The organism is Acinetobacter sp. A1-4-2 (assembly GCF_040233925.1).
GTDB lineage: Bacteria > Pseudomonadota > Gammaproteobacteria > Pseudomonadales > Moraxellaceae > Acinetobacter.
In genome coordinates, this window is sequence record NZ_CP157981.1 from 241,779 (window position 1) to 261,469 (window position 19,691).

Here is a 19,691-nt window from a genome sequence, read left to right on the forward strand (position 1 = left end):
GAAACTTTATGGCTTTATTTAATCATCATCGTCCAGTGTGGGCTTTATTCGCGGCTGCACCCCTGATTGCTATGGTGAGTACCTCTACTCAAGCGCAAACATGGAAAATCAACTTACGAGATGCTGATTTAACTGCATTTATTAATGAAGTAGCTGATATTACCGGGAAGAATTTTGCTGTTGATCCGCGTGTGCGCGGCAATGTCACGGTCATTTCCAATAAGCCTTTAAATAAAGCCGAAGTCTACGATCTGTTTCTGGGCGTATTGAACGTGAATGGTGTGGTCGCCATTCCTTCAGGCAATACCATCAAACTGGTTCCAGATAGCAATGTCAAAAGTTCCGGGGTTCCTTTTGACAGCAAGCACCGTGCGACTGGTGATCAAATTGTCACACGGGTGATCTGGCTGGAAAATACCAACCCGAATGACCTGATTCCTGCCATCCGTCCATTGATGCCGCAATTTGCCCATTTATCGGCAGTGGCTGGAACCAATGCACTGATTGTGTCAGACCGTGCCAGTAACATTTATCAGCTGGAAACCATTATCCGTAATCTGGATGGTACCGGACAAAATGACATTGAAGCGGTGAGCCTGCAATCCAGTCAGGCTGAAGAAATGATTGGTTTGCTGGAATCTATGAGCTCTACCGGCGCAGCCAGAGATTTAAAAGGTTCCCGTATCCGTATCATTGCAGATACCCGCACCAACCGCATTGTATTGAAAGGTGACACAGCAACACGCAAACGCATCCGCCAGATGATTGAAATGCTGGATGTGCCAGCAGCAGATCGTTTGGGTGGTTTAAAAGTGTTTCGCTTAAAATATGCCAGTGCCAAAAATCTGGCGGAAATCTTACAGGGCTTGGTGTCTGGTCAGTCGTTATCCGGTTCATCCAATTCAAATAGTTCATCAAACAATAATGTGATGAACAATTCAAACAATAACAATTCGGGCAGTAGTTCATCTGGTAGCAGTTCTTCCAGTATTTCGACCCCAAGTATTAATCTGGGTGCAGGATCAAACACTAGCAATCAGAATAGCATCACCAGTTTTAATGCTAATGGCGTCAGTATTATTGCTGATGACAGCCAAAATTCATTGGTGGTGAAAGCTGATCCACAACTGATGCGTGAAATTGAATCCGCCATTCAGCAGCTGGATATCCGTCGTCAACAGGTCCTGATTGAAGCCGCCATTATTGAAGTGGAAGGCAATGATGCCGATCAGCTGGGTGTGCAGTGGGCTTTGGGTGATCTGACCAACGGCGTCGGCTTAATCAACTTTAGCAATGTCGGTGCAAGTATTGCCGAGCTTGCCGCCGGGTATGTGACCGGTGGTGCGGCAGGTGCTGCGGCCAATTTGGGAATCGGTACCTCGCTGTTACTTGGCGATTACAGGGAAAGCGATAACGGTTCACGCAAACTTTATGGCGCATTGATTCAGGCGCTAAAAAGCAAAACCAAGTCCAATCTGCTCTCGACACCTTCCATTGTCACCATGGATAATGAAGAGGCCTATATTGTAGTGGGACAGAACGTACCGTTTGTGACCGGTTCTGCAACCACGACTTCAGCAGGGTTAAATCCTTATACCACGGTAGAACGCAAGGATGTCGGTGTTACGTTAAAGGTGGTGCCGCATATTGGGGAAGGTGGTTCGGTGCGTCTTGAAGTCGAGCAGGAAGTTTCTGCGGTACAGGACAAAGGTCAAGCCCAGGATCTGGTGACCAGTAAGCGTGCCATTAAAACCTCGATTCTGGCAGAACATGGACAGACTATTGTTTTGGGTGGCTTAATTTCCGACAACTCGATTCATAGCCGTCAGTCGGTACCGGGTTTGGGTGCAATACCAGGTTTGGGGCGTCTCTTCCGTGCCGATGCCAAATCCAATGAGAAGCGCAATTTGCTGGTCTTTATCCATCCCACGATTGTTGGAGATAAGAATGATGTGCGCCGTTTGTCGCAGCAGCGTTATAGCCAGTTGTACAGCTTGCAGTTGGCCATGGAACAGGATGGTACTTTTGCCAAATTACCTGAAAATGTAGAAGATATTTATCAGCAGCGCATTCCGGTTACCTCATCGGCACCGAAAGCCTCTCCTTATCAAACATTGCCATCAGCAACCCAAAATCAGCCCAATACAGCCACGTTTAGCACACCGGTTGCGATAGAACCGGTAGTGCAGAAACAAAGTATTGCTATGCCGATGACCGAGGTTAAAAAAACCAAAAATACCGTGACCACAACCACGATTCGTTCTGGTTCTTGACAGCATGGCTAAAGAATTGAATATTTGCCGTGATATGATGATTCAAAATCACAAAGAGAAGTGCATTTCATGACTTGGAAAATACAAGCAATTACCGGTGAATTAACGGGACAGGAAATCAGCATCGACCGTGATATGTTGGTCGGGCGCCATCAGAGTGCAGATATCGTATTGCAGGCCGGGGAAATTTCCCGTAAACATGCGGCTTTCTTGCTCAAAGACCAAGCCTTATGGCTGCAAGATTTAAACTCATCCAATGGCACCTTTGTCAATGATCTACGTATTGAACATGAAACCTTGTTAAAAGAAGGGGATATCGTTCAGTTCGCAAGCCTGAAATTTTCAGTTCTAGAACCTGCTCAAGCAATAGATGTGCCGCTTGAGATTGAACAGACCGTCGCTGCATTAAATCAGGAAGGGCCAGCAGTTAAACAACCTGCAGAGACGGAAATGCCAAAGACTACAGCACAGCAAATGAATGATCAGGGTATGCCTGAACTGACCGAGCGTGATGCCAGCGTTCAGCTGAGTCGTGATGGTATGCCGCAAGGGGTTGCCATCCCGAAACCTGCACCTATTCCTGAAGGTGTGGACTTGAGTGCAATTCCCGAGAAGCAAACACCCATCGCGGTTGAAACACCGGTATCACGTGTAGAGCAAGTCAAGGAAGAGCAGAAAAATGCATCGGTGGGCCTAATCTCCATTGTTGTATTGATTATCCTTGCAATCATTGCCTGGTTATTCTTTAAATAAGCCTGCACGCGACATACAATAAAGGCATGCAATCGCATGCCTTTATTGTATCTGTGCGGTCGAAATCAATCATAAGAGGGAAATGATGTCTGTAGCAAAACTTGCAAGCCGTAAACTGATTTTATTTGACTTGGATGGCACCCTGGTTGACTCGGCATCAGATTTATACCGGGCCATGAATATGAGTCTCAATGTCTTGCAATTGCCGACTGTGACTGAGCAACAGGTGCGTACCTGGATCGGTAAGGGTACCTCTGTTTTTTGCCATAGCACTTTGCAATATCTCACTGGAAAGGTCGATCCTGCACAGCATCAGCAATTGTTGGAGACTTTTTTAAGTATTTATAATGCAGATCCCTGTGTGGATACCCAGCCTTTTAAAGGGGTAGTTGAATTTCTTGACTGGGGTTTAAGCTGCAATAAGCAAATGATTTGTGTCACCAATAAACCCGAACAGCCGGCACGTGCGATTGTTGAAGCCTTGGGGCTGAATCATTATTTTGTCGATGTGATTGGCGGGGACCGTTTTGAAGAGCGTAAACCTCATCCACGGCAGTTGCTGTTTTGTTTTGATGAATATAATGTCACTGCGGCAGAAACCTTAATGATTGGTGACTCTAGTAATGATGTCGAAGCAGCAAGACGTGCAGGAGTTGATTGTATTGTGGTGAGCTATGGCTATAATCATGGTGAAGATATTCATGATTGCCAGCCGCAACAAGTGGTTGATGATTTAATAGAATTACTTGCGCAATAAGTGAAAATTAAGGATAGCGGAATGAGAAATTGTATGGTTTTTCGATGGCGAAACTAAGTCAGATTACAGGAAAACAAACTTAAACCAGCCATATCGAAAACATATAGAGAATACTCATGACAACTCAAGCTCAATTCGAACAGTTAAAATCTGAGGGTTATAACCTGATTCCGGTTTATCGTCAGCGTTTGGCCGATACCGAAACCCCATTATCCGTATTTGCACGTCTGAAAGACCACAGTCAGGCCTATCTGTTTGAATCGGTCGAGGGGGGAGAGAACTGGGCGCGTTATTCCATTATCGGTTTGGGTGAGTCCACTGTTTTTTCATGCAACCGTGGTGTATTAACCGTTCAGCAGGTGGATGGTTCTGTTGATACTCAGCCATGTAGCGACCCATTTCAGTATATCCGTGATTTTCAGGCGCAGTTCCATGTGCCGACGCAAAAAGATTTGCCTGATTTACCGAGCTTCACCGGGGGGCTGGTGGGCTATTTTGGCTATGATTCGGTACGCTATATTGAGCCGCGCCTAAAAAATGTGCCTGAAGCCGATCCGGTCGGTTTGCCAGATATCTGGATGATGCTGTCTAAAACCGTCATTGTGTTTGATAACTTAAAAGACACCTTGTTCCTGATTGTACATGCAGATGCAAATGATCCCGAGGCCTATGCCAAAGCCCTAGCTCAATTGGATGAACTGGAAAATACGCTGGCAACCCCGATCAGCCTGCAAGCCAAAAAACATACCGCTCCCCATTTTGAGTCTTTAACCGGGCATGACAAGTTTATTGAGTCGATTGCCAAGGTGAAGGAATATATTAAAGCGGGCGATGTTATGCAGGTGGTGCCGGGGCATCGTATGGTCTCGGACTTCGATGGCGAGCCTTTACAGGTCTATCGTGCCTTGCGTCATTTGAATCCATCGCCGTATCTGTTTCTGGTTCAAGGGCGGACTTTAGACAATCAAAAGCCGTTTCATATCGTAGGATCTTCACCTGAGATTTTATCGCGTCTGGAAAATGGCATTGCGACTGTGCGTCCTTTGGCCGGGACGCGTCCGCGTGGTAAAACCAAAGAAGAAGATTTGGCGCTTGAGCAAGATCTGCTTTCTGATGAAAAAGAGATTGCTGAACATTTGATGTTGATTGATCTGGGGCGTAACGATGTCGGGCGTGTGTCAAAAATCGGTAAAGTGCAGGTCACGGATAAAATGGTGATCGAACGTTATTCGCATGTCATGCATATTGTCTCGAATGTGCAGGGTGAAGTTCGTGATGATGTCGATGCGCTGGATGTGTTTAAAGCCACTTTCCCGGCAGGTACGCTTTCAGGTGCACCCAAAATCCGTGCCATGGAAATTATTGACGAAGTCGAGCCGGTCAAACGCGGAATTTTTGGCGGTGCTGTGGGTTATTTAGGCTGGCATGGTGAAATGGACATGTCGATTGCCATTCGAACCTGTGTAATTCGTGAAAATAAGGTCTATGTTCAGGCTGGCGCAGGTCTGGTTTATGACTCAAATCCTGAATCTGAATGGAATGAAACCCAAATAAAAGCTCGCGCAGTGATCAAAGCGGTTGAATTATCGTCAAACGGATTGATTTTATGAGTTTTTGACGGTTTTTTTGAAAAAAACACTTGCACGGATTCTAAGTTTTGCTAAACTGCACACCGTTCCGATACGAAACGTACGAAACACTAAGAAACGCCGGCATAGCTCAGTTGGTAGAGCAACTGACTTGTAATCAGTAGGTCCACAGTTCGAATCCGTGTGCCGGCACCATCTTGGAAAGTTTGAGTAGTGGGGTAAAAGAACAACACTGAAGTAAGTGTAAAATGGTGAGATTCCCGAGCGGTCAAAGGGAACAGACTGTAACTCTGTCGCGTAAGCTTCGAAGGTTCGAATCCTTCTCTCACCACCAATTTTAAGACTTCGATAAGTGGTTTATACCAACATCGTGCGGGAGTAGCTCAGTTGGTAGAGCGGTAGCCTTCCAAGCTACATGTCGCGAGTTCGACCCTCGTCTCCCGCTCCATTGAAGTTTTTATTTGCTCTTATAGCTCAGTGGTAGAGCACTCCCTTGGTAAGGGAGAGGTCTCGAGTTCAAATCTCGATAAGAGCTCCAGATACAGTTTGGCAACCTTGTTGCAAAGATTTTAAAAAGCAGGCTTATTAGTCTGCTTTTCAAGTATTGGGTGTTTGATTTTTTAAACGACATGTCGGAGCTGGGTTTTACTCAGGATTGTGTTCGACGTAAACGAGGAAGATGAACATGGCTAAGGCTAAGTTTGAACGTAACAAGCCACACGTAAACGTGGGCACAATTGGTCACGTCGACCATGGTAAAACTACTTTAACTGCTGCGATTGCAACTATTTGTGCAAAAACTTACGGCGGTGAAGCGAAAGATTACGCAGCAATTGACTCTGCACCAGAAGAAAAAGCACGTGGTATTACCATTAATACTTCACACGTAGAATACGATTCTCCATCTCGTCACTACGCTCACGTAGACTGCCCAGGACACGCCGATTATGTTAAAAACATGATCACTGGTGCTGCTCAGATGGACGGTGCGATCCTTGTATGTGCTGCGACTGATGGTCCTATGCCACAAACTCGTGAACACATCCTTTTGTCTCGCCAAGTAGGTGTACCTTACATCCTTGTGTTCCTGAACAAATGTGACCTTGTAGACGACGAAGAGTTGCTTGAACTGGTTGAAATGGAAGTTCGTGAACTTCTTTCTACTTATGACTTCCCTGGTGATGACACTCCTGTTATCCGTGGTTCAGCTTTGGCTGCACTTAACGGTGACGCTGGTCAATACGGCGAATCTTCAGTTCTTGCTCTTGTTGAAGCGCTTGACACTTATATCCCAGAACCAGAACGTGCAATCGACAAAGCATTCTTGATGCCAATCGAAGACGTATTCTCTATTTCTGGTCGTGGTACAGTAGTAACTGGCCGTGTTGAATCAGGTATCGTGAAAGTAGGCGAAGAAGTTGAAATCGTAGGTATCAAAGATACAGTTAAGACAACTGTAACTGGCGTAGAAATGTTCCGTAAATTGCTTGATGAAGGTCGTGCAGGCGAGAACTGTGGTGTTCTTCTACGTGGTACTAAACGTGAAGACGTTCAACGTGGTCAAGTACTTGCTAAACCAGGTACAATCAAGCCGCACACTAAATTCGATGCAGAAGTATACGTACTTTCTAAAGAAGAAGGTGGTCGTCACACTCCATTCCTTAACGGTTACCGTCCACAGTTCTACTTCCGTACAACTGACGTAACTGGCGCGATTTCTTTGAAAGAAGGCGTTGAAATGGTTATGCCTGGTGACAACGTAGAAATGTCAGTAGAATTGATCCACCCAATCGCAATGGACCCAGGTCTACGTTTTGCGATCCGTGAAGGTGGTCGTACAGTTGGTGCTGGTGTTGTTGCTAAAGTAACTGCATAATAGCAACCATAAGTTGAAATTACAGATCGGGGACTTTAGTTCCCGATTTGTACTGTAGGTCAGTAGTTCAATTGGTAGAGCGTCGGTCTCCAAAACCGAATGTTGGGGGTTCGAGTCCCTCCTGGCCTGCCATTTTTTTAAAAAAAAAGCTTGATGCTGGTTAAATTGTCATATAATAAGTCGCGAAGCCTACGACGAGTACAAAAATGTCGAATGATAAATCGCGTGACGCATTAAGCGAAGCGCCAATTCCACAAAGAAATAATTCTGCTGAAGTTGTTAATTCTGGTTCCCCTTTAGATATTGTTCTATGGGTTATCGCATTGATTTTGTTAATCGGTGCAGCCATAGGGGGGCAGTATTTGCCAGCGTATTGGGCACCAGCCAATAGTGTTTGGGTGCGCGTTGGAATAATTTTGGCTTGTATCGTAGTGGCTTTAGGTTTATTATACGCCACCCATCAAGGCAAAGGCTTTGTTCGTTTGTTGAAAGACGCTCGAATTGAGCTGCGTCGTGTGACTTGGCCGACTAAGCAGGAAACGGTATCCACATCTTGGCATGTTCTTGCTGTTGTTGTAATCGCTGCCATTGTTTTATGGTGTTTTGATTACATCTTGGGCTGGTTAATGAAGTTTTTTATCGGGTAAAAGAGCTATGAAACGTTGGTACATTATTCATGCCTATTCAGGTTATGAAAAACAAGTGATGCGTTCACTTAATGATCGAATCCAGCGTAGCGCTGTAGCCGATAGCTTTGGTGAAGTCCTGGTTCCTACCGAAGAAGTGGTAGAGATGAAGGATGGCAAGAAGCGTAAATCAGAGCGTAAATTCTTTCCTGGCTACGTGTTAGTCGAAATGGAAATGAATGATGATACCTGGCACATCGTTAAAGAATGTCCAAAAGTATTGGGTTTCATTGGTGGTACAGCAGAGAAACCTGCACCAATTACGCAAAAAGAAGCTGATGCGATTCTTGCACGTGTACGCAATACTGGTGAAGCACCTCGTCCTAAGACGATGTTTGAGCCAGGCGAAGAATTACTCGTTATTGATGGTCCATTTACCGACTTTAAAGGTGTGGTGGAAGAAGTTCTTTACGAGAAGTCACGTTTAACGTTGACAATCAATGTATTCAATCGTCCAACTCAGGTTGAGCTCGAGTTTCGTCAAGTCGAAAAAGCGAACTAATTTAAATTGGATGGAAAACGCCCGATTTGTTATGGATCGGGCATTGTTGTTGTAACAGTATTGTTACATAAATAGCGTTGGGGAGCCTAGCGGCGTTTGTACCCAGAGGTAATTTGAAATGGCTAAGAAGATTGACGGCTATATCAAGCTGCAAGTTCCAGCTGGTAAAGCGAATCCATCTCCACCGATTGGTCCTGCACTAGGTCAACGTGGTGTTAACATCATGGCATTCTGTAAAGAATTCAATGCTGCTACACAAAAAGTTGAACAAGGTCTTCCAATTCCTGTAGTGATTACTGTGTACAACGACAAGTCGTTCACATTCATCATGAAAACTCCACCTGCTGCGATTCTTCTTAAGAAAGCTGCTGGTATTGCTAAGGGTTCAGCTGTACCTAACAAAACTAAAGTTGGTAAGTTGACTCGTGCTCAATTAGAAGAAATTGCGACTACTAAAGAACCAGATTTAACTGGTGCTGACTTAGACGCACGTGTACGTACCATTGCTGGTTCTGCGCGTTCTATGGGCTTGGAAGTGGAGCTTTAAGACATGGCTAAATTAACTAAACGTCAAAAAGCGATCGTAGCTGCTGTAGAAGCACACAAAGTTTACACGCTAGAAGAAGCTGTTGCAGTTTTAGAGAGCCTTCCAGCTCCTAAATTTAAAGAATCTTTGGATATTGCAGTAAACCTAGGTGTTGATCCTCGTAAATCTGACCAAGTGGTTCGTGGTGCGACTACGCTTCCTGCGGGTACTGGTAAAACTGTACGTGTAGCTGTATTTGCTCAAGGTGCTGCTGCTGAAGCTGCTAAAGCTGAAGGCGCAGACGTTGTTGGTTTTGATGATCTTGCTGAAAGCATCCAAGCGGGTAACCTTGACTTTGACGTAGTAATTGCTGCTCCAGATGCAATGCGCGTTGTAGGTAAACTTGGTACGATCCTTGGTCCACGTGGCTTAATGCCAAACCCTAAAGTGGGTACTGTAACTCCTGACGTTGCTACTGCAGTTAAAAATGCAAAAGCTGGTCAAGCACGTTACCGTGTAGACAAAGCGGGTATCATCCACGCTGCGATCGGTCAAGTAGGCTTTGAAGCTGCTGCTGTTCGTCAAAACGTTGAAGCTTTAGTTGCTGACTTGAAGCGTTTAAAGCCAGCTACCTCTAAAGGCGTATACATTCAAAAGATCACTTTAAGCTCAACTATGGGTCCTGGTCTTACTATTGATGTAGCAAACGTATCTAACTAAGTTTGACTTAGAAAAGAATTTTAAAGCCCTGAGTAAGTTTTAAAGCGCTGCTTTAAAACTTACGCAAGAAAAACTGGTTTCGGTTCTCTTGTGTAGCTTAGGCAAACTTTGAATTGATAAATGTAAATTTGTCAGCGTCAAAGACCTCGGGCGAGGGGAGTTCTTTGGAACTTACTTCTTAAAAGTCCAGTCCGAGTAGACGCGGTGGTGTGATTTGTTCATCCTCCGCGTGTAAGTCCAGTGATGGCCTTACGAATTGGGAGTGTACTTCTTTGTAAGTGCATAAATCACCGTTAGGAGGTTTTACAATGGCTCTTCTTATCGAAGGCAAAAAACAGATCGTAGCTGAAGTAGCTGAAGTTGCTTCTACTGCATTTGCTGCTGTTGTTGCTGACTACCAAGGTTTAACTGTTGAGCAATTAACTGCTCTTCGTGTTGAAGCTCGTAAACTAGGTGTTGCTACACGTGTTGTGCGTAATACTTTAGCTAAACGTGCTCTTCAAGATACTCAATTCAATATCTTGAATGACAACCTTGTTGGCCCAACAATCTTAGCTTTCTCAACTTCTGAAGACGACATGGGCGCAGCTGCTCGCTTGTTTGAAGAATTTGCTAAAACTAACAAAGCATTTGAACTTAAAGCTGCTGCATTTGACGGCAAGGTTTATCAAGGTGCTGAAGTTAGCGTTATCGCAAACCTTCCAAACCAAGAAAAAGCGCTTACTATGCTTGCAAACGTTCTTCAAGCTCCTATTTCGAAATTGGGTCGCCTTATTACTGCGCTCAAAGAGAAAAACGAGTCAGAAGCTGCATAAGCTTAAATTTACTTTCACACCATTCAATCCCCATTTGGAGTTATTCTCATGGCTTTAACTAACGAAGAAATCTTAAACGCAGTTGCTGAAAAAACTGTTCTTGAACTTGTTGAACTTATCTCTGCTTTTGAAGAAAAATTCAACGTATCTGCTGCTGCTGTAGCTGTTGCTGCTGGTCCTGCTGCTGGTGCTGCTGTTGAAGAACAAACTGAATTCAACGTTGAGTTGACTTCTTTCGGTGCTAACAAAGTAGCTGTAATTAAAGCAGTTCGTGAAATCACTGGTCTTGGCTTGAAAGAAGCTAAAGACATGGTTGAAGGCGCTCCTTCAGTTCTTAAAGAAGGCGTTTCTAAAGAAGAAGCTGAAGAACTTAAGAAAAAACTTGAAGAAACTGGTGCTACAGTTACTGTTAAGTAATTTCGATCGGGGTCTAATTTTAAATTGACCCCAAAAATTGGCTGATGGCTCTTGGGTCATCAGCCTTTTTGCGTTACAATTATCGGCTCGATTTTTGTTTGATTGGTGTAAAAAAGCATCAATTACTATAATAATCAATAATATCAAACGTTTACCAATATTTTTTATATTTGAAAATATTGCTAAGCGTTTTAATACCACTAAAAATTGCAGCATTTGTAAAAAGTGGTGGCCATATCGGCCTGTGTAATTCCTTCTAGGTCCGTTCTGCAGGCGGGCTTAGTTTACTTTCCGAGGACTCCAGATGGCATACTCATATACCGAAAAGAAACGGATCCGTAAGAATTTTGGTAAATTGCCTAGCGTCATGGATGCTCCGTACTTGCTCGCGATTCAGGTCGACTCGTACCGAACATTCTTACAAGATGGCAAAACACCAAAAAACCGCGAAGATATCGGTCTCCAAGCCGCATTTCGTTCAGTTTTTCCTATTGAAAGTTATTCTGGCAATGCTGCTTTAGAATTTGTTGAGTATAGTCTTGGTAAGCCTGAGTTTGACGTGCGTGAATGTATTTTACGCGGTTCAACTTATGCAGCACCAATGCGTGTAAAAATTCGTTTGATCTTAAAAGATCGCGAAACCAAATCAATTAAAGACGTACGTGAACAAGAAGTGTACATGGGTGAAATGCCACTCATGACAGAAAACGGTACTTTTGTCATCAATGGTACTGAGCGTGTAATCGTATCTCAATTACACCGTTCACCAGGCGTGTTCTTTGACCACGATAAAGGCAAAACACATTCTAGCGGTAAAGTTCTTTATTCTGCACGTATCATTCCTTACCGTGGTTCATGGCTGGATTTCGAATTCGATGCTAAAGACCTTGTATATGTTCGTATTGACCGTCGTCGTAAATTGCTTGCGACTGTGGTTCTTCGTGCTTTGGGTTATAGCAACGAACAAATCCTGGATATGTTCTACGAAAAAGTACCTGTGTATCTTGACATGGGTAGCTACCAGATTGACCTGGTTCCAGAGCGTTTGCGTGGCGAAATGGCGCAATTTGACATTGCAGACAATGACGGTAAAGTGATTGTAGAGCAAGGTAAGCGTATCAATGCGCGTCACGTACGTCAGATGGAAGCTGCTGGTTTAGAAAAACTTTCTGTTCCTGATGAATACTTGTACGAACGTATTGTTGCTGAAGATGTTGCTTTACGTGACGGTGAGGTGATTGCAGCCAATACGGTATTGAGCCATGAGATCATGGTGAAATTGGCTGAAGGTGGCGTAAAACAATTTAACGTATTGTTCACGAATGACATCGATCGCGGTTCATTCATTGCTGACTCTTTACGTGCTGATACAACTACTGGTCGTGAAGAAGCACTGGTAGAAATCTACAAAGTGATGCGTCCAGGCGAGCCACCAACAAAAGAAGCTGCTGAGAACCTGTTCAATAACCTATTCTTCTCTTCTGAACGTTATGACTTGTCTCCAGTCGGTCGTATGAAGTTCAACCGTCGTTTGGGTCGTCCTTACGAAGTCGGTACTGACCAGAAGTCTCGTGAAGTTGAAGGTATTCTTTCAAACGAAGACATCACTGATGTATTAAAAACATTGGTTGAAATCCGTAACGGTAAAGGTGAAGTCGACGATATTGACCATTTAGGTAACCGTCGTGTTCGTTCTGTTGGTGAAATGACAGAAAACCAGTTCCGTGTTGGTCTTGTTCGTGTTGAACGTGCTGTTAAAGAACGTTTAAGCCAAGCTGAAACTGACAACTTGTCTCCGCAAGATTTAATCAATGCGAAACCAGTTGCTGCTGCAATCAAAGAATTCTTTGGTTCAAGCCAGTTGTCTCAGTTCATGGACCAAAACAACCCGTTGTCTGAAATTACACACAAACGTCGTGTATCAGCGCTTGGGCCTGGTGGTTTGACACGTGAACGTGCGGGCTTCGAAGTACGTGACGTACATCAAACTCACTATGGTCGTGTGTGTCCAATTGAGACGCCTGAGGGTCCAAACATTGGTTTGATCAACTCACTTTCTGTTTATGCGAAATGTAATAACTTTGGTTTCCTGGAAACTCCATACCGTAAAGTTGTAGATGGTCGTGTAACAGATGACGTTGAATATCTTTCTGCAATTGAAGAAGTAGGTACTGTCATTGCACAGGCCGATTCTGCAATTGATAAAGAAGGTAACCTGACTGAAGAATTCGTTTCTGTACGTCACCAAGGTGATTTCGTACGTATGCCTCCTGAAAAAGTGACGCATATGGATGTATCTGCTCAACAGGTTGTATCTGTTGCTGCATCACTTATTCCATTCCTTGAACACGATGATGCCAACCGTGCATTGATGGGTTCAAACATGCAACGTCAGGCAGTACCTACGTTGATCGCCGACAAGCCGCTTGTTGGTACTGGTATGGAAGCAAACGTAGCGCACGACTCAGGTGTATGTGTTCTTGCGAAACGTGGTGGTCGTATCGAATTTGTTGACGCGTCTCGTGTGGTAATTCGTGTCAACGAAGAAGAGATGATCGCAGGTGAGGCAGGTGTAGATATTTACAACCTGATCAAATATACACGTTCGAACCAGAACACTTGTATCAACCAGAAAGTTCTTGTAAAACTTGGTGATAAAGTCGGTCGTGGTGACGTTCTTGCGGATGGTCCATCTACGGATGGCGGTGAATTGGCGCTTGGTCAAAACATGCGCGTAGCGTTCATGACCTGGAACGGTTACAACTACGAAGACTCGATCTTGTTATCTGAGCGTGTTCTTCAAGAAGACCGTTTAACGTCGATTCATATTCAAGAATTGTCATGTGTTGCACGTGATACCAAGTTAGGTGCAGAAGAAATTACTGCTGATATTCCTAACGTTGGCGAAGCTGCACTGTCTAAACTGGACGAGTCAGGTATTGTTTACATCGGTGCTGAAGTAACAGCGGGTGACATCCTGGTTGGTAAAGTAACACCGAAAGGTGAAACTCAGTTAACGCCTGAAGAAAAATTGCTTCGTGCAATCTTCGGTGAAAAAGCAGCTGACGTTAAAGACTCTTCTTTACGTGTGTCTTCAGGTGTGAAAGGTACAGTGATTGACGTTCAAGTGTTTACACGTGATGGTCTTGAAAAAGACGAACGTGCTCAAGCCATTGAAAAAGCTCAATTGGATGCTTACCGTAAAGACTTGAAAGAAGAATTCAAAATCTTCGAAGAAGCAGCACGTGAACGTATTGTTCGCCTGTTAAAAGGTCAAGAATCGAATGGTGGTGGTACCACTAAACGCGGTGACAAGCTTACTGAAGAATTGTTGTCTGGTTTAGAGCTGGTTGACTTACTGGATATCCAGCCAAGTGATGAAGCAATTGCTGAGCGTTTAACTCAAATCCAAGTGTTCTTGAAAGAGAAGAGCCAAGAGATTGACGAGAAATTTGCAGAGAAAAAACGCAAACTTTCTACGGGTGATGAACTGACTACTGGCGTATTGAAAGTGGTTAAGGTTTACCTTGCAGTTAAACGTCGCATCCAGCCGGGTGATAAGATGGCCGGTCGTCACGGTAACAAGGGTGTTGTATCTAACATCTTGCCTGTAGAAGACATGCCGCACGATGCCAACGGTGTTCCTGTGGATGTGGTACTTAACCCGCTGGGTGTACCATCACGTATGAACGTGGGGCAGATTCTGGAAACTCACTTGGGTATGGCAGCGAAAGGTCTTGGCGATCAAATCGACAAGATGCTGAAAGAGCAACGCACTGTACTTGAGCTTCGTGACTTCTTGGACAAGATTTACAATAAAGTTGGCGGTCAGCAAGAAGATCTTGACAGCCTGACTGATGATGAAATCTTGGCATTATCTGGTAATTTGCGTGCTGGTGTTCCTTTAGCAACTCCTGTATTCGATGGTGCTGAAGAATCGCAAATCAAAGAATTGCTTGAACTTGGTGGCATTTCACGTACGGGTCAAACGGTATTGTATGATGGCCGTACCGGTGAACGTTTTGACCGTCCAGTAACTGTAGGTTACATGTACATGCTGAAACTGAACCACTTGGTTGATGACAAGATGCATGCGCGTTCTACAGGTTCTTACTCGTTAGTAACGCAACAACCATTGGGTGGTAAAGCCCAGTTCGGTGGTCAGCGTTTCGGTGAGATGGAAGTCTGGGCACTGGAAGCATACGGTGCAGCTTACACGCTCCAAGAAATGCTTACTGTGAAATCGGATGACGTTGAAGGTCGTACTCGTATCTATAAGAACATTGTAGATGGTAACCATTACATGGACCCAGGTATGCCTGAATCGTTCAACGTATTGACCAAAGAGATCCGTTCTTTAGGTATCAACATTGAACTGAAAAATGGTGACTAATTAGTTCCATTGAATCTCCCTTGCGAAGCAGTGCTTCTCACCTCTTAAGAAAGAGGGCAAGGGGGATGATTCAGTTAAAAAACAATATTTGTGACCCAGTTGTGAAGTGAAAATCTCCACAACACACGGAGAAAAAAATTGAAAGACTTGCTCGATATCATGCGCAAAAAGACGGATTCTGATGGTCATGCTCCAGTAGAGTTTGATCGCATCCGTATTGGTCTTGCGTCACCAGAAATGATTAAGTCATGGTCTCATGGTGAAGTTAAAAAGCCAGAGACAATCAACTACCGTACCTTCAAGCCTGAACGTGACGGTTTGTTCTGTGCCAAAATCTTTGGTCCAGTAAAAGATTACGAATGCTTGTGTGGTAAATACAAGCGTATGAAATACAAAGGCGTCATTTGTGAAAAATGTGGCGTTGAAGTAACAACTGCGAAAGTTCGTCGTGAGCGTATGGGTCACATCGAATTAGCTTCTCCAGTTGCGCACATCTGGTTCTTGAAATCATTACCGTCTCGTATCGGTCTTCTTCTAGACATGACTTTACGTGACATCGAACGCGTATTGTATTTCGAATCTTACGTGGTTACTGATCCAGGTATGACTCCAATGGAGAAATACCAACTTCTGAACGATGAAGAATACTTCACGGCGTTAGAAGAGCACGGTGATGAATTCACTGCGAAAATGGGTGCAGAAGCTGTTCAGGACCTGTTGAAAGACATCGATCTTGAAGCTGAAATTTCACGTCTTCGCGAAGAAATTCCTAACACAACTTCAGAAACCAAGCTGAAAAAAGCGTCTAAACGCTTGAAGTTGATGGAAGCGTTCAAAGAGTCAAACAACAAGCCAGAATGGATGGTATTAACTGTATTGCCAGTTCTTCCACCAGACCTTCGTCCGTTGGTTCCGCTTGAAGGTGGTCGTTTCGCGACTTCTGATTTGAACGATCTTTACCGTCGTGTGATTAACCGTAACAACCGTTTGAAACGTCTTCTTGACCTTGCTGCTCCAGACATTATCGTACGTAACGAAAAACGTATGCTGCAAGAGTCTGTAGATGCATTGTTGGATAACGGTCGTCGTGGTCGTGCAATTACCGGTTCGAACAAACGTCCGCTTAAATCTTTGGCTGATATGATCAAAGGTAAGCAAGGTCGTTTCCGTCAAAACTTACTTGGTAAGCGTGTCGATTACTCTGGTCGTTCGGTTATTACTGTAGGTCCGACTTTACGTTTGCACCAGTGTGGTCTTCCGAAGAAAATGGCACTTGAATTATTCAAGCCATTCATTTTCGCAAAACTGCAAGCTTCTGGCCAAGCAACAACCATTAAAGCTGCGAAGAAAATGGTTGAGCGCGAAACTCCAGAAGTTTGGGACGTTCTTGCTCACGTGATCCGTCAACATCCAGTGATGTTGAACCGTGCGCCTACACTTCACCGTTTGGGTCTGCAAGCATTTGAACCAACCCTGATTGAAGGTAAAGCAATCCGTCTACACCCACTCGTATGTGCTGCTTTCAACGCCGACTTCGACGGTGACCAAATGGCGGTACACGTACCATTAACACTTGAAGCTCAGTTAGAAGCTCGTGCGTTAATGATGTCGACCAACAACATCTTGTCTCCTGCGAACGGTGAACCAATCATCGTACCTTCTCAGGACGTGGTCTTGGGCTTGTATTACATCACGCGTGATGCGATCAATGCCAAAGGTGAAGGCATGGTGTTCGCGGATACTGACGAAGTAAACCGTGCACTTGCAACAGGTCAAGTAGATTTACACGCTCGCGTTAAAGCACGTGTACACCAGACTGTGATTGACGAAGATGGAAACCGTGAACAGCAAACTATTATTGTTGACACGACTCCAGGCCGCTGTCTGCTTTGGGAAGTTGTTCCTGAAGGTATGGACTTCCAGCAAATCAACGTTGAGATGACTAAAAAGAACATCTCCAAGTTAATTAACTCTTGCTACCGTAAATTGGGTCTGAAAGATACCGTTATCTTTGCTGACCAATTGATGTACCTGGGCTTCCGTCAAGCGACTCGTTCTGGTGTATCTGTTGGTATGGAAGACATGCTCATTCCACCAGCGAAATACTCGATCATCGAAAAAGCAGAAGTTGAAGTTCGTGAAATTGAACAACAATTCGAACAAGGTTTCGTAACTGCCGGTGAACGTTATAACAAGGTAGTCGATATCTGGGCGCGTACCAATGACCAGGTAGCGAAAGCGATGATGGACAACTTGTCTTTCACCACTGTTAAGAACAAACAGGGCGAAGACGAGAAACAGAAATCATTCAACTCGATCTACATGATGTCTGACTCGGGTGCCCGTGGTTCCGCAGCTCAGATTCGTCAGTTGGCGGGTATGCGTGGTTTGATGGCGAAACCAGATGGTTCGATCATTGAAACGCCAATTAAAGCAAACTTCCGTGAAGGTTTGACAGTACTTCAGTACTTCATTTCAACACACGGTGCGCGTAAAGGTTTGGCCGATACAGCACTTAAAACAGCAAACTCTGGTTACTTGACTCGTCGTTTAGTAGACGTAGCACAAGACTTGGTAATTACCGAGCCTGATTGCGGTACTTTAGGCGGTCTTGTGATGACTCCGTTCATTCAGGGTGGTGACGTAATCGAGAATTTAGGTACTCGAGTACTGGGCCGTGTTGTTGCTGAAGACGTGAAGAAAGTCGGTTCTGACGAAGTGATTCTTCCACGTAATACGTTGATTGACGAAAAAATCGCAGCCTTCCTTGAAGAAGCCGGTGTCGATGAAGTTAAAGTACGTTCAGTAGTTTCTTGTGAATCTACCTTCGGTGTATGTGCGAAATGTTATGGTCGTGACTTGGCACGCGGTCACTTGGTGAATCCAGGTGAATCTGTAGGTGTAATGGCTGCTCAATCAATTGGTGAGCCAGGTACACAGTTAACCATGCGTACGTTCCACGTCGGTGGTGCTGCGAGCCGAACTTCTGCTGCCAACAGCGTACAAGTTCGTAACAAAGGTACAGTACGTTTCCACAACGTGAAGACAGTACAACATGCCAAAGGTCACCTGGTATCAACTTCACGTTCAGGTGAGATCGGTATTGCGGATGATTTAGGTCGTGAACGCGAACGCTATAAACTTCCTTACGGTGCATCTATCTTGTTGAAAGATGGTGAAGCTGTAGAAGCAGGCGGTATCGTAGCGACTTGGGATCCACATACACATCCATTGGTTACAGAAGTTGCCGGTAAAGTACGTTTCAGCCAAATTGCTGATGGCGTAACTGTGACATCGAAAACTGATGATGCAACAGGTATGACTACAATCGAAATCTTGCCAGTGACTTCACGTCCTGCGTCAGGTAAAGATTTGCGTCCAGCGGTTGTATTGGATACCACTGATGGTGGCGAACAGTTCTACTTCTTGCCACAAAATACCATTCTTTCTGTCCGTGATGGCGAAACGATTGGTGTCGGTGACGTTATTGGTCGTGTACCACAAGAAACTTCACGTACCCGTGATATTACCGGTGGTCTTCCACGCGTAGCTGACTTGTTCGAAGCACGTAAACCGAAAGAGCATGCAATTCTTGCTGAAATTTCTGGTGTTGTAAGCTTCGGTAAAGAGACTAAAGGCAAGAACCGTCTGGTGATTACTCCGGATGATGGCTCTGAGATTTACGAAGAGCTTATTCCGAAGTGGCGTACGATTAACGTGTTCGAAGGCGAGCATGTGAACCGTGGTGAAACCATTTCTGATGGTCCGCAAAATCCACACGACATCTTGCGCTTGAAAGGCGAAGTGGCATTGACCAACTACATCGTGAACGAAGTTCAGGACGTATACCGTCTGCAAGGTGTAAAAATCAACGATAAACACATCGAAGTGATCGTGCGTCAAATGTTGCGTAAAGTCGACATTACTGACGGTGGCGATACAAGCTTCATCAAAGGCGAACAAGTGGATTACATCCGTGTTATGAGTGAGAACCAAGCTGTTCTTGCACAGAACAAGTTCCCGGCGAAGTTTGAACGTCAATTGATGGGTATTACCAAAGCATCGCTTTCTACTGACTCGTTCATCTCTGCTGCATCGTTCCAGGAAACAACACGCGTGTTAACTGAAGCGGCTGTAACAGGTAAAGAAGATGACCTACGTGGCTTGAAAGAAAACGTTGTTGTGGGTCGCTTGATTCCAGCGGGTACTGGTCTTGCGTACCACTTGGAACGTCGTCGTCAAGAAGCAGAAGCTGCAGAACATGCGCTGGTTAATGACTTCTCTGATGTAGACCAAGCATTAAGCCAAGCATTCAGCGATGAGTTTAACGGTCTATAATTAGTCCTTTAAACTAGTCAAAAAAAAGCCACCTTCGGGTGGCTTT

The 19,691-nt window shown here is 44.6% G+C and carries 13 protein-coding genes and 5 tRNA genes; all 18 read left to right on the forward strand.

Annotation, left to right across the window (positions count from 1 at the left end):
- Positions 1 to 8: 8 nt before the first annotated feature.
- The 18 genes from gspD (at position 9) to rpoC (ending at position 19,645) form a co-directional block, all read left to right on the forward strand.
- Positions 9 to 2,273: a type II secretion system secretin GspD gene (gene gspD / locus ABJ384_RS01145; RefSeq protein WP_349928399.1), complete on the forward strand. Its 2,265-nt coding sequence runs from the start codon at positions 9 to 11 to the stop codon at positions 2,271 to 2,273.
- Positions 2,274 to 2,342: 69 nt separating this feature from the next.
- On the forward strand, positions 2,343 to 3,026 hold the full coding sequence (locus ABJ384_RS01150; RefSeq protein ID WP_349928401.1) for an FHA domain-containing protein: 684 nt from the start codon (positions 2,343 to 2,345) through the stop codon (positions 3,024 to 3,026).
- Between the two features lie 85 nt (positions 3,027 to 3,111).
- Complete coding sequence (locus tag ABJ384_RS01155) at positions 3,112 to 3,783, forward strand: phosphoglycolate phosphatase (protein ID WP_349929690.1); 672 nt, start codon at positions 3,112 to 3,114, stop codon at positions 3,781 to 3,783.
- Positions 3,784 to 3,899: 116 nt separating this feature from the next.
- Entirely contained in the window at positions 3,900 to 5,393 is a 1,494-nt protein-coding gene (gene trpE, locus ABJ384_RS01160; protein ID WP_086196441.1) for an anthranilate synthase component I, read from the forward strand.
- Positions 5,394 to 5,491: 98 nt separating this feature from the next.
- Positions 5,492 to 5,567 (forward strand) — tRNA-Thr (locus ABJ384_RS01165).
- Between the two features lie 55 nt (positions 5,568 to 5,622).
- Positions 5,623 to 5,706 (forward strand) — tRNA-Tyr (locus ABJ384_RS01170).
- A 38-nt stretch (positions 5,707 to 5,744) separates the two neighbouring features.
- A tRNA-Gly gene (locus tag ABJ384_RS01175) sits at positions 5,745 to 5,820 on the forward strand.
- A gap of 15 nt (positions 5,821 to 5,835) precedes the next feature.
- A tRNA-Thr gene (locus ABJ384_RS01180) sits at positions 5,836 to 5,910 on the forward strand.
- Between the two features lie 147 nt (positions 5,911 to 6,057).
- Positions 6,058 to 7,248: an elongation factor Tu gene (tuf, locus tag ABJ384_RS01185; RefSeq protein WP_086196440.1), complete on the forward strand. Its 1,191-nt coding sequence runs from the start codon at positions 6,058 to 6,060 to the stop codon at positions 7,246 to 7,248.
- Between the two features lie 56 nt (positions 7,249 to 7,304).
- A tRNA-Trp gene (locus ABJ384_RS01190) sits at positions 7,305 to 7,380 on the forward strand.
- Between the two features lie 74 nt (positions 7,381 to 7,454).
- Entirely contained in the window at positions 7,455 to 7,895 is a 441-nt protein-coding gene (gene secE / locus ABJ384_RS01195; RefSeq protein ID WP_086197256.1) for a preprotein translocase subunit SecE, read from the forward strand.
- Positions 7,896 to 7,902: 7 nt separating this feature from the next.
- Positions 7,903 to 8,436: a transcription termination/antitermination protein NusG gene (nusG, locus tag ABJ384_RS01200; protein WP_086197255.1), complete on the forward strand. Its 534-nt coding sequence runs from the start codon at positions 7,903 to 7,905 to the stop codon at positions 8,434 to 8,436.
- 118 nt (positions 8,437 to 8,554) lie between these two features.
- Entirely contained in the window at positions 8,555 to 8,983 is a 429-nt protein-coding gene (gene rplK, locus ABJ384_RS01205; protein ID WP_086175350.1) for a 50S ribosomal protein L11, read from the forward strand.
- A 3-nt stretch (positions 8,984 to 8,986) separates the two neighbouring features.
- Positions 8,987 to 9,682 carry a 50S ribosomal protein L1 gene (rplA, locus tag ABJ384_RS01210; RefSeq protein ID WP_349928405.1) on the forward strand — a complete coding sequence of 232 codons (696 nt, stop codon included), beginning with the start codon at positions 8,987 to 8,989 and terminating at the stop codon, positions 9,680 to 9,682.
- Positions 9,683 to 9,990: 308 nt separating this feature from the next.
- Positions 9,991 to 10,497 (forward strand): 50S ribosomal protein L10, encoded by a 507-nt coding sequence (rplJ, locus tag ABJ384_RS01215; protein ID WP_086197253.1) that lies wholly within the window; start codon positions 9,991 to 9,993, stop codon positions 10,495 to 10,497.
- Between the two features lie 48 nt (positions 10,498 to 10,545).
- Positions 10,546 to 10,914 (forward strand): 50S ribosomal protein L7/L12, encoded by a 369-nt coding sequence (gene rplL / locus ABJ384_RS01220; RefSeq protein ID WP_086197252.1) that lies wholly within the window; start codon positions 10,546 to 10,548, stop codon positions 10,912 to 10,914.
- A gap of 304 nt (positions 10,915 to 11,218) precedes the next feature.
- On the forward strand, positions 11,219 to 15,307 hold the full coding sequence (gene rpoB / locus ABJ384_RS01225; protein ID WP_086197250.1) for a DNA-directed RNA polymerase subunit beta: 4,089 nt from the start codon (positions 11,219 to 11,221) through the stop codon (positions 15,305 to 15,307).
- A gap of 138 nt (positions 15,308 to 15,445) precedes the next feature.
- On the forward strand, positions 15,446 to 19,645 hold the full coding sequence (gene rpoC, locus ABJ384_RS01230; RefSeq protein WP_349928408.1) for a DNA-directed RNA polymerase subunit beta': 4,200 nt from the start codon (positions 15,446 to 15,448) through the stop codon (positions 19,643 to 19,645).
- Positions 19,646 to 19,691: the final 46 nt, after the last annotated feature.

What these genes read in the sequence shown, in the direction of transcription:
- gspD (WP_349928399.1), top strand. Translation starts at nt 9, where the DNA reads ATGGCTTTATTTAATCATCATCGTCCAGTGTGGGCTTTATTCGCGGCT.
- ABJ384_RS01150 (WP_349928401.1), top strand. Translation starts at nt 2,343, where the DNA reads ATGACTTGGAAAATACAAGCAATTACCGGTGAATTAACGGGACAGGAA.
- ABJ384_RS01155 (WP_349929690.1), top strand. Translation starts at nt 3,112, where the DNA reads ATGTCTGTAGCAAAACTTGCAAGCCGTAAACTGATTTTATTTGACTTG.
- trpE (WP_086196441.1), top strand. Translation starts at nt 3,900, where the DNA reads ATGACAACTCAAGCTCAATTCGAACAGTTAAAATCTGAGGGTTATAAC.
- tuf (WP_086196440.1), top strand. Translation starts at nt 6,058, where the DNA reads ATGGCTAAGGCTAAGTTTGAACGTAACAAGCCACACGTAAACGTGGGC.
- secE (WP_086197256.1), top strand. Translation starts at nt 7,455, where the DNA reads ATGTCGAATGATAAATCGCGTGACGCATTAAGCGAAGCGCCAATTCCA.
- nusG (WP_086197255.1), top strand. Translation starts at nt 7,903, where the DNA reads ATGAAACGTTGGTACATTATTCATGCCTATTCAGGTTATGAAAAACAA.
- rplK (WP_086175350.1), top strand. Translation starts at nt 8,555, where the DNA reads ATGGCTAAGAAGATTGACGGCTATATCAAGCTGCAAGTTCCAGCTGGT.
- rplA (WP_349928405.1), top strand. Translation starts at nt 8,987, where the DNA reads ATGGCTAAATTAACTAAACGTCAAAAAGCGATCGTAGCTGCTGTAGAA.
- rplJ (WP_086197253.1), top strand. Translation starts at nt 9,991, where the DNA reads ATGGCTCTTCTTATCGAAGGCAAAAAACAGATCGTAGCTGAAGTAGCT.
- rplL (WP_086197252.1), top strand. Translation starts at nt 10,546, where the DNA reads ATGGCTTTAACTAACGAAGAAATCTTAAACGCAGTTGCTGAAAAAACT.
- rpoB (WP_086197250.1), top strand. Translation starts at nt 11,219, where the DNA reads ATGGCATACTCATATACCGAAAAGAAACGGATCCGTAAGAATTTTGGT.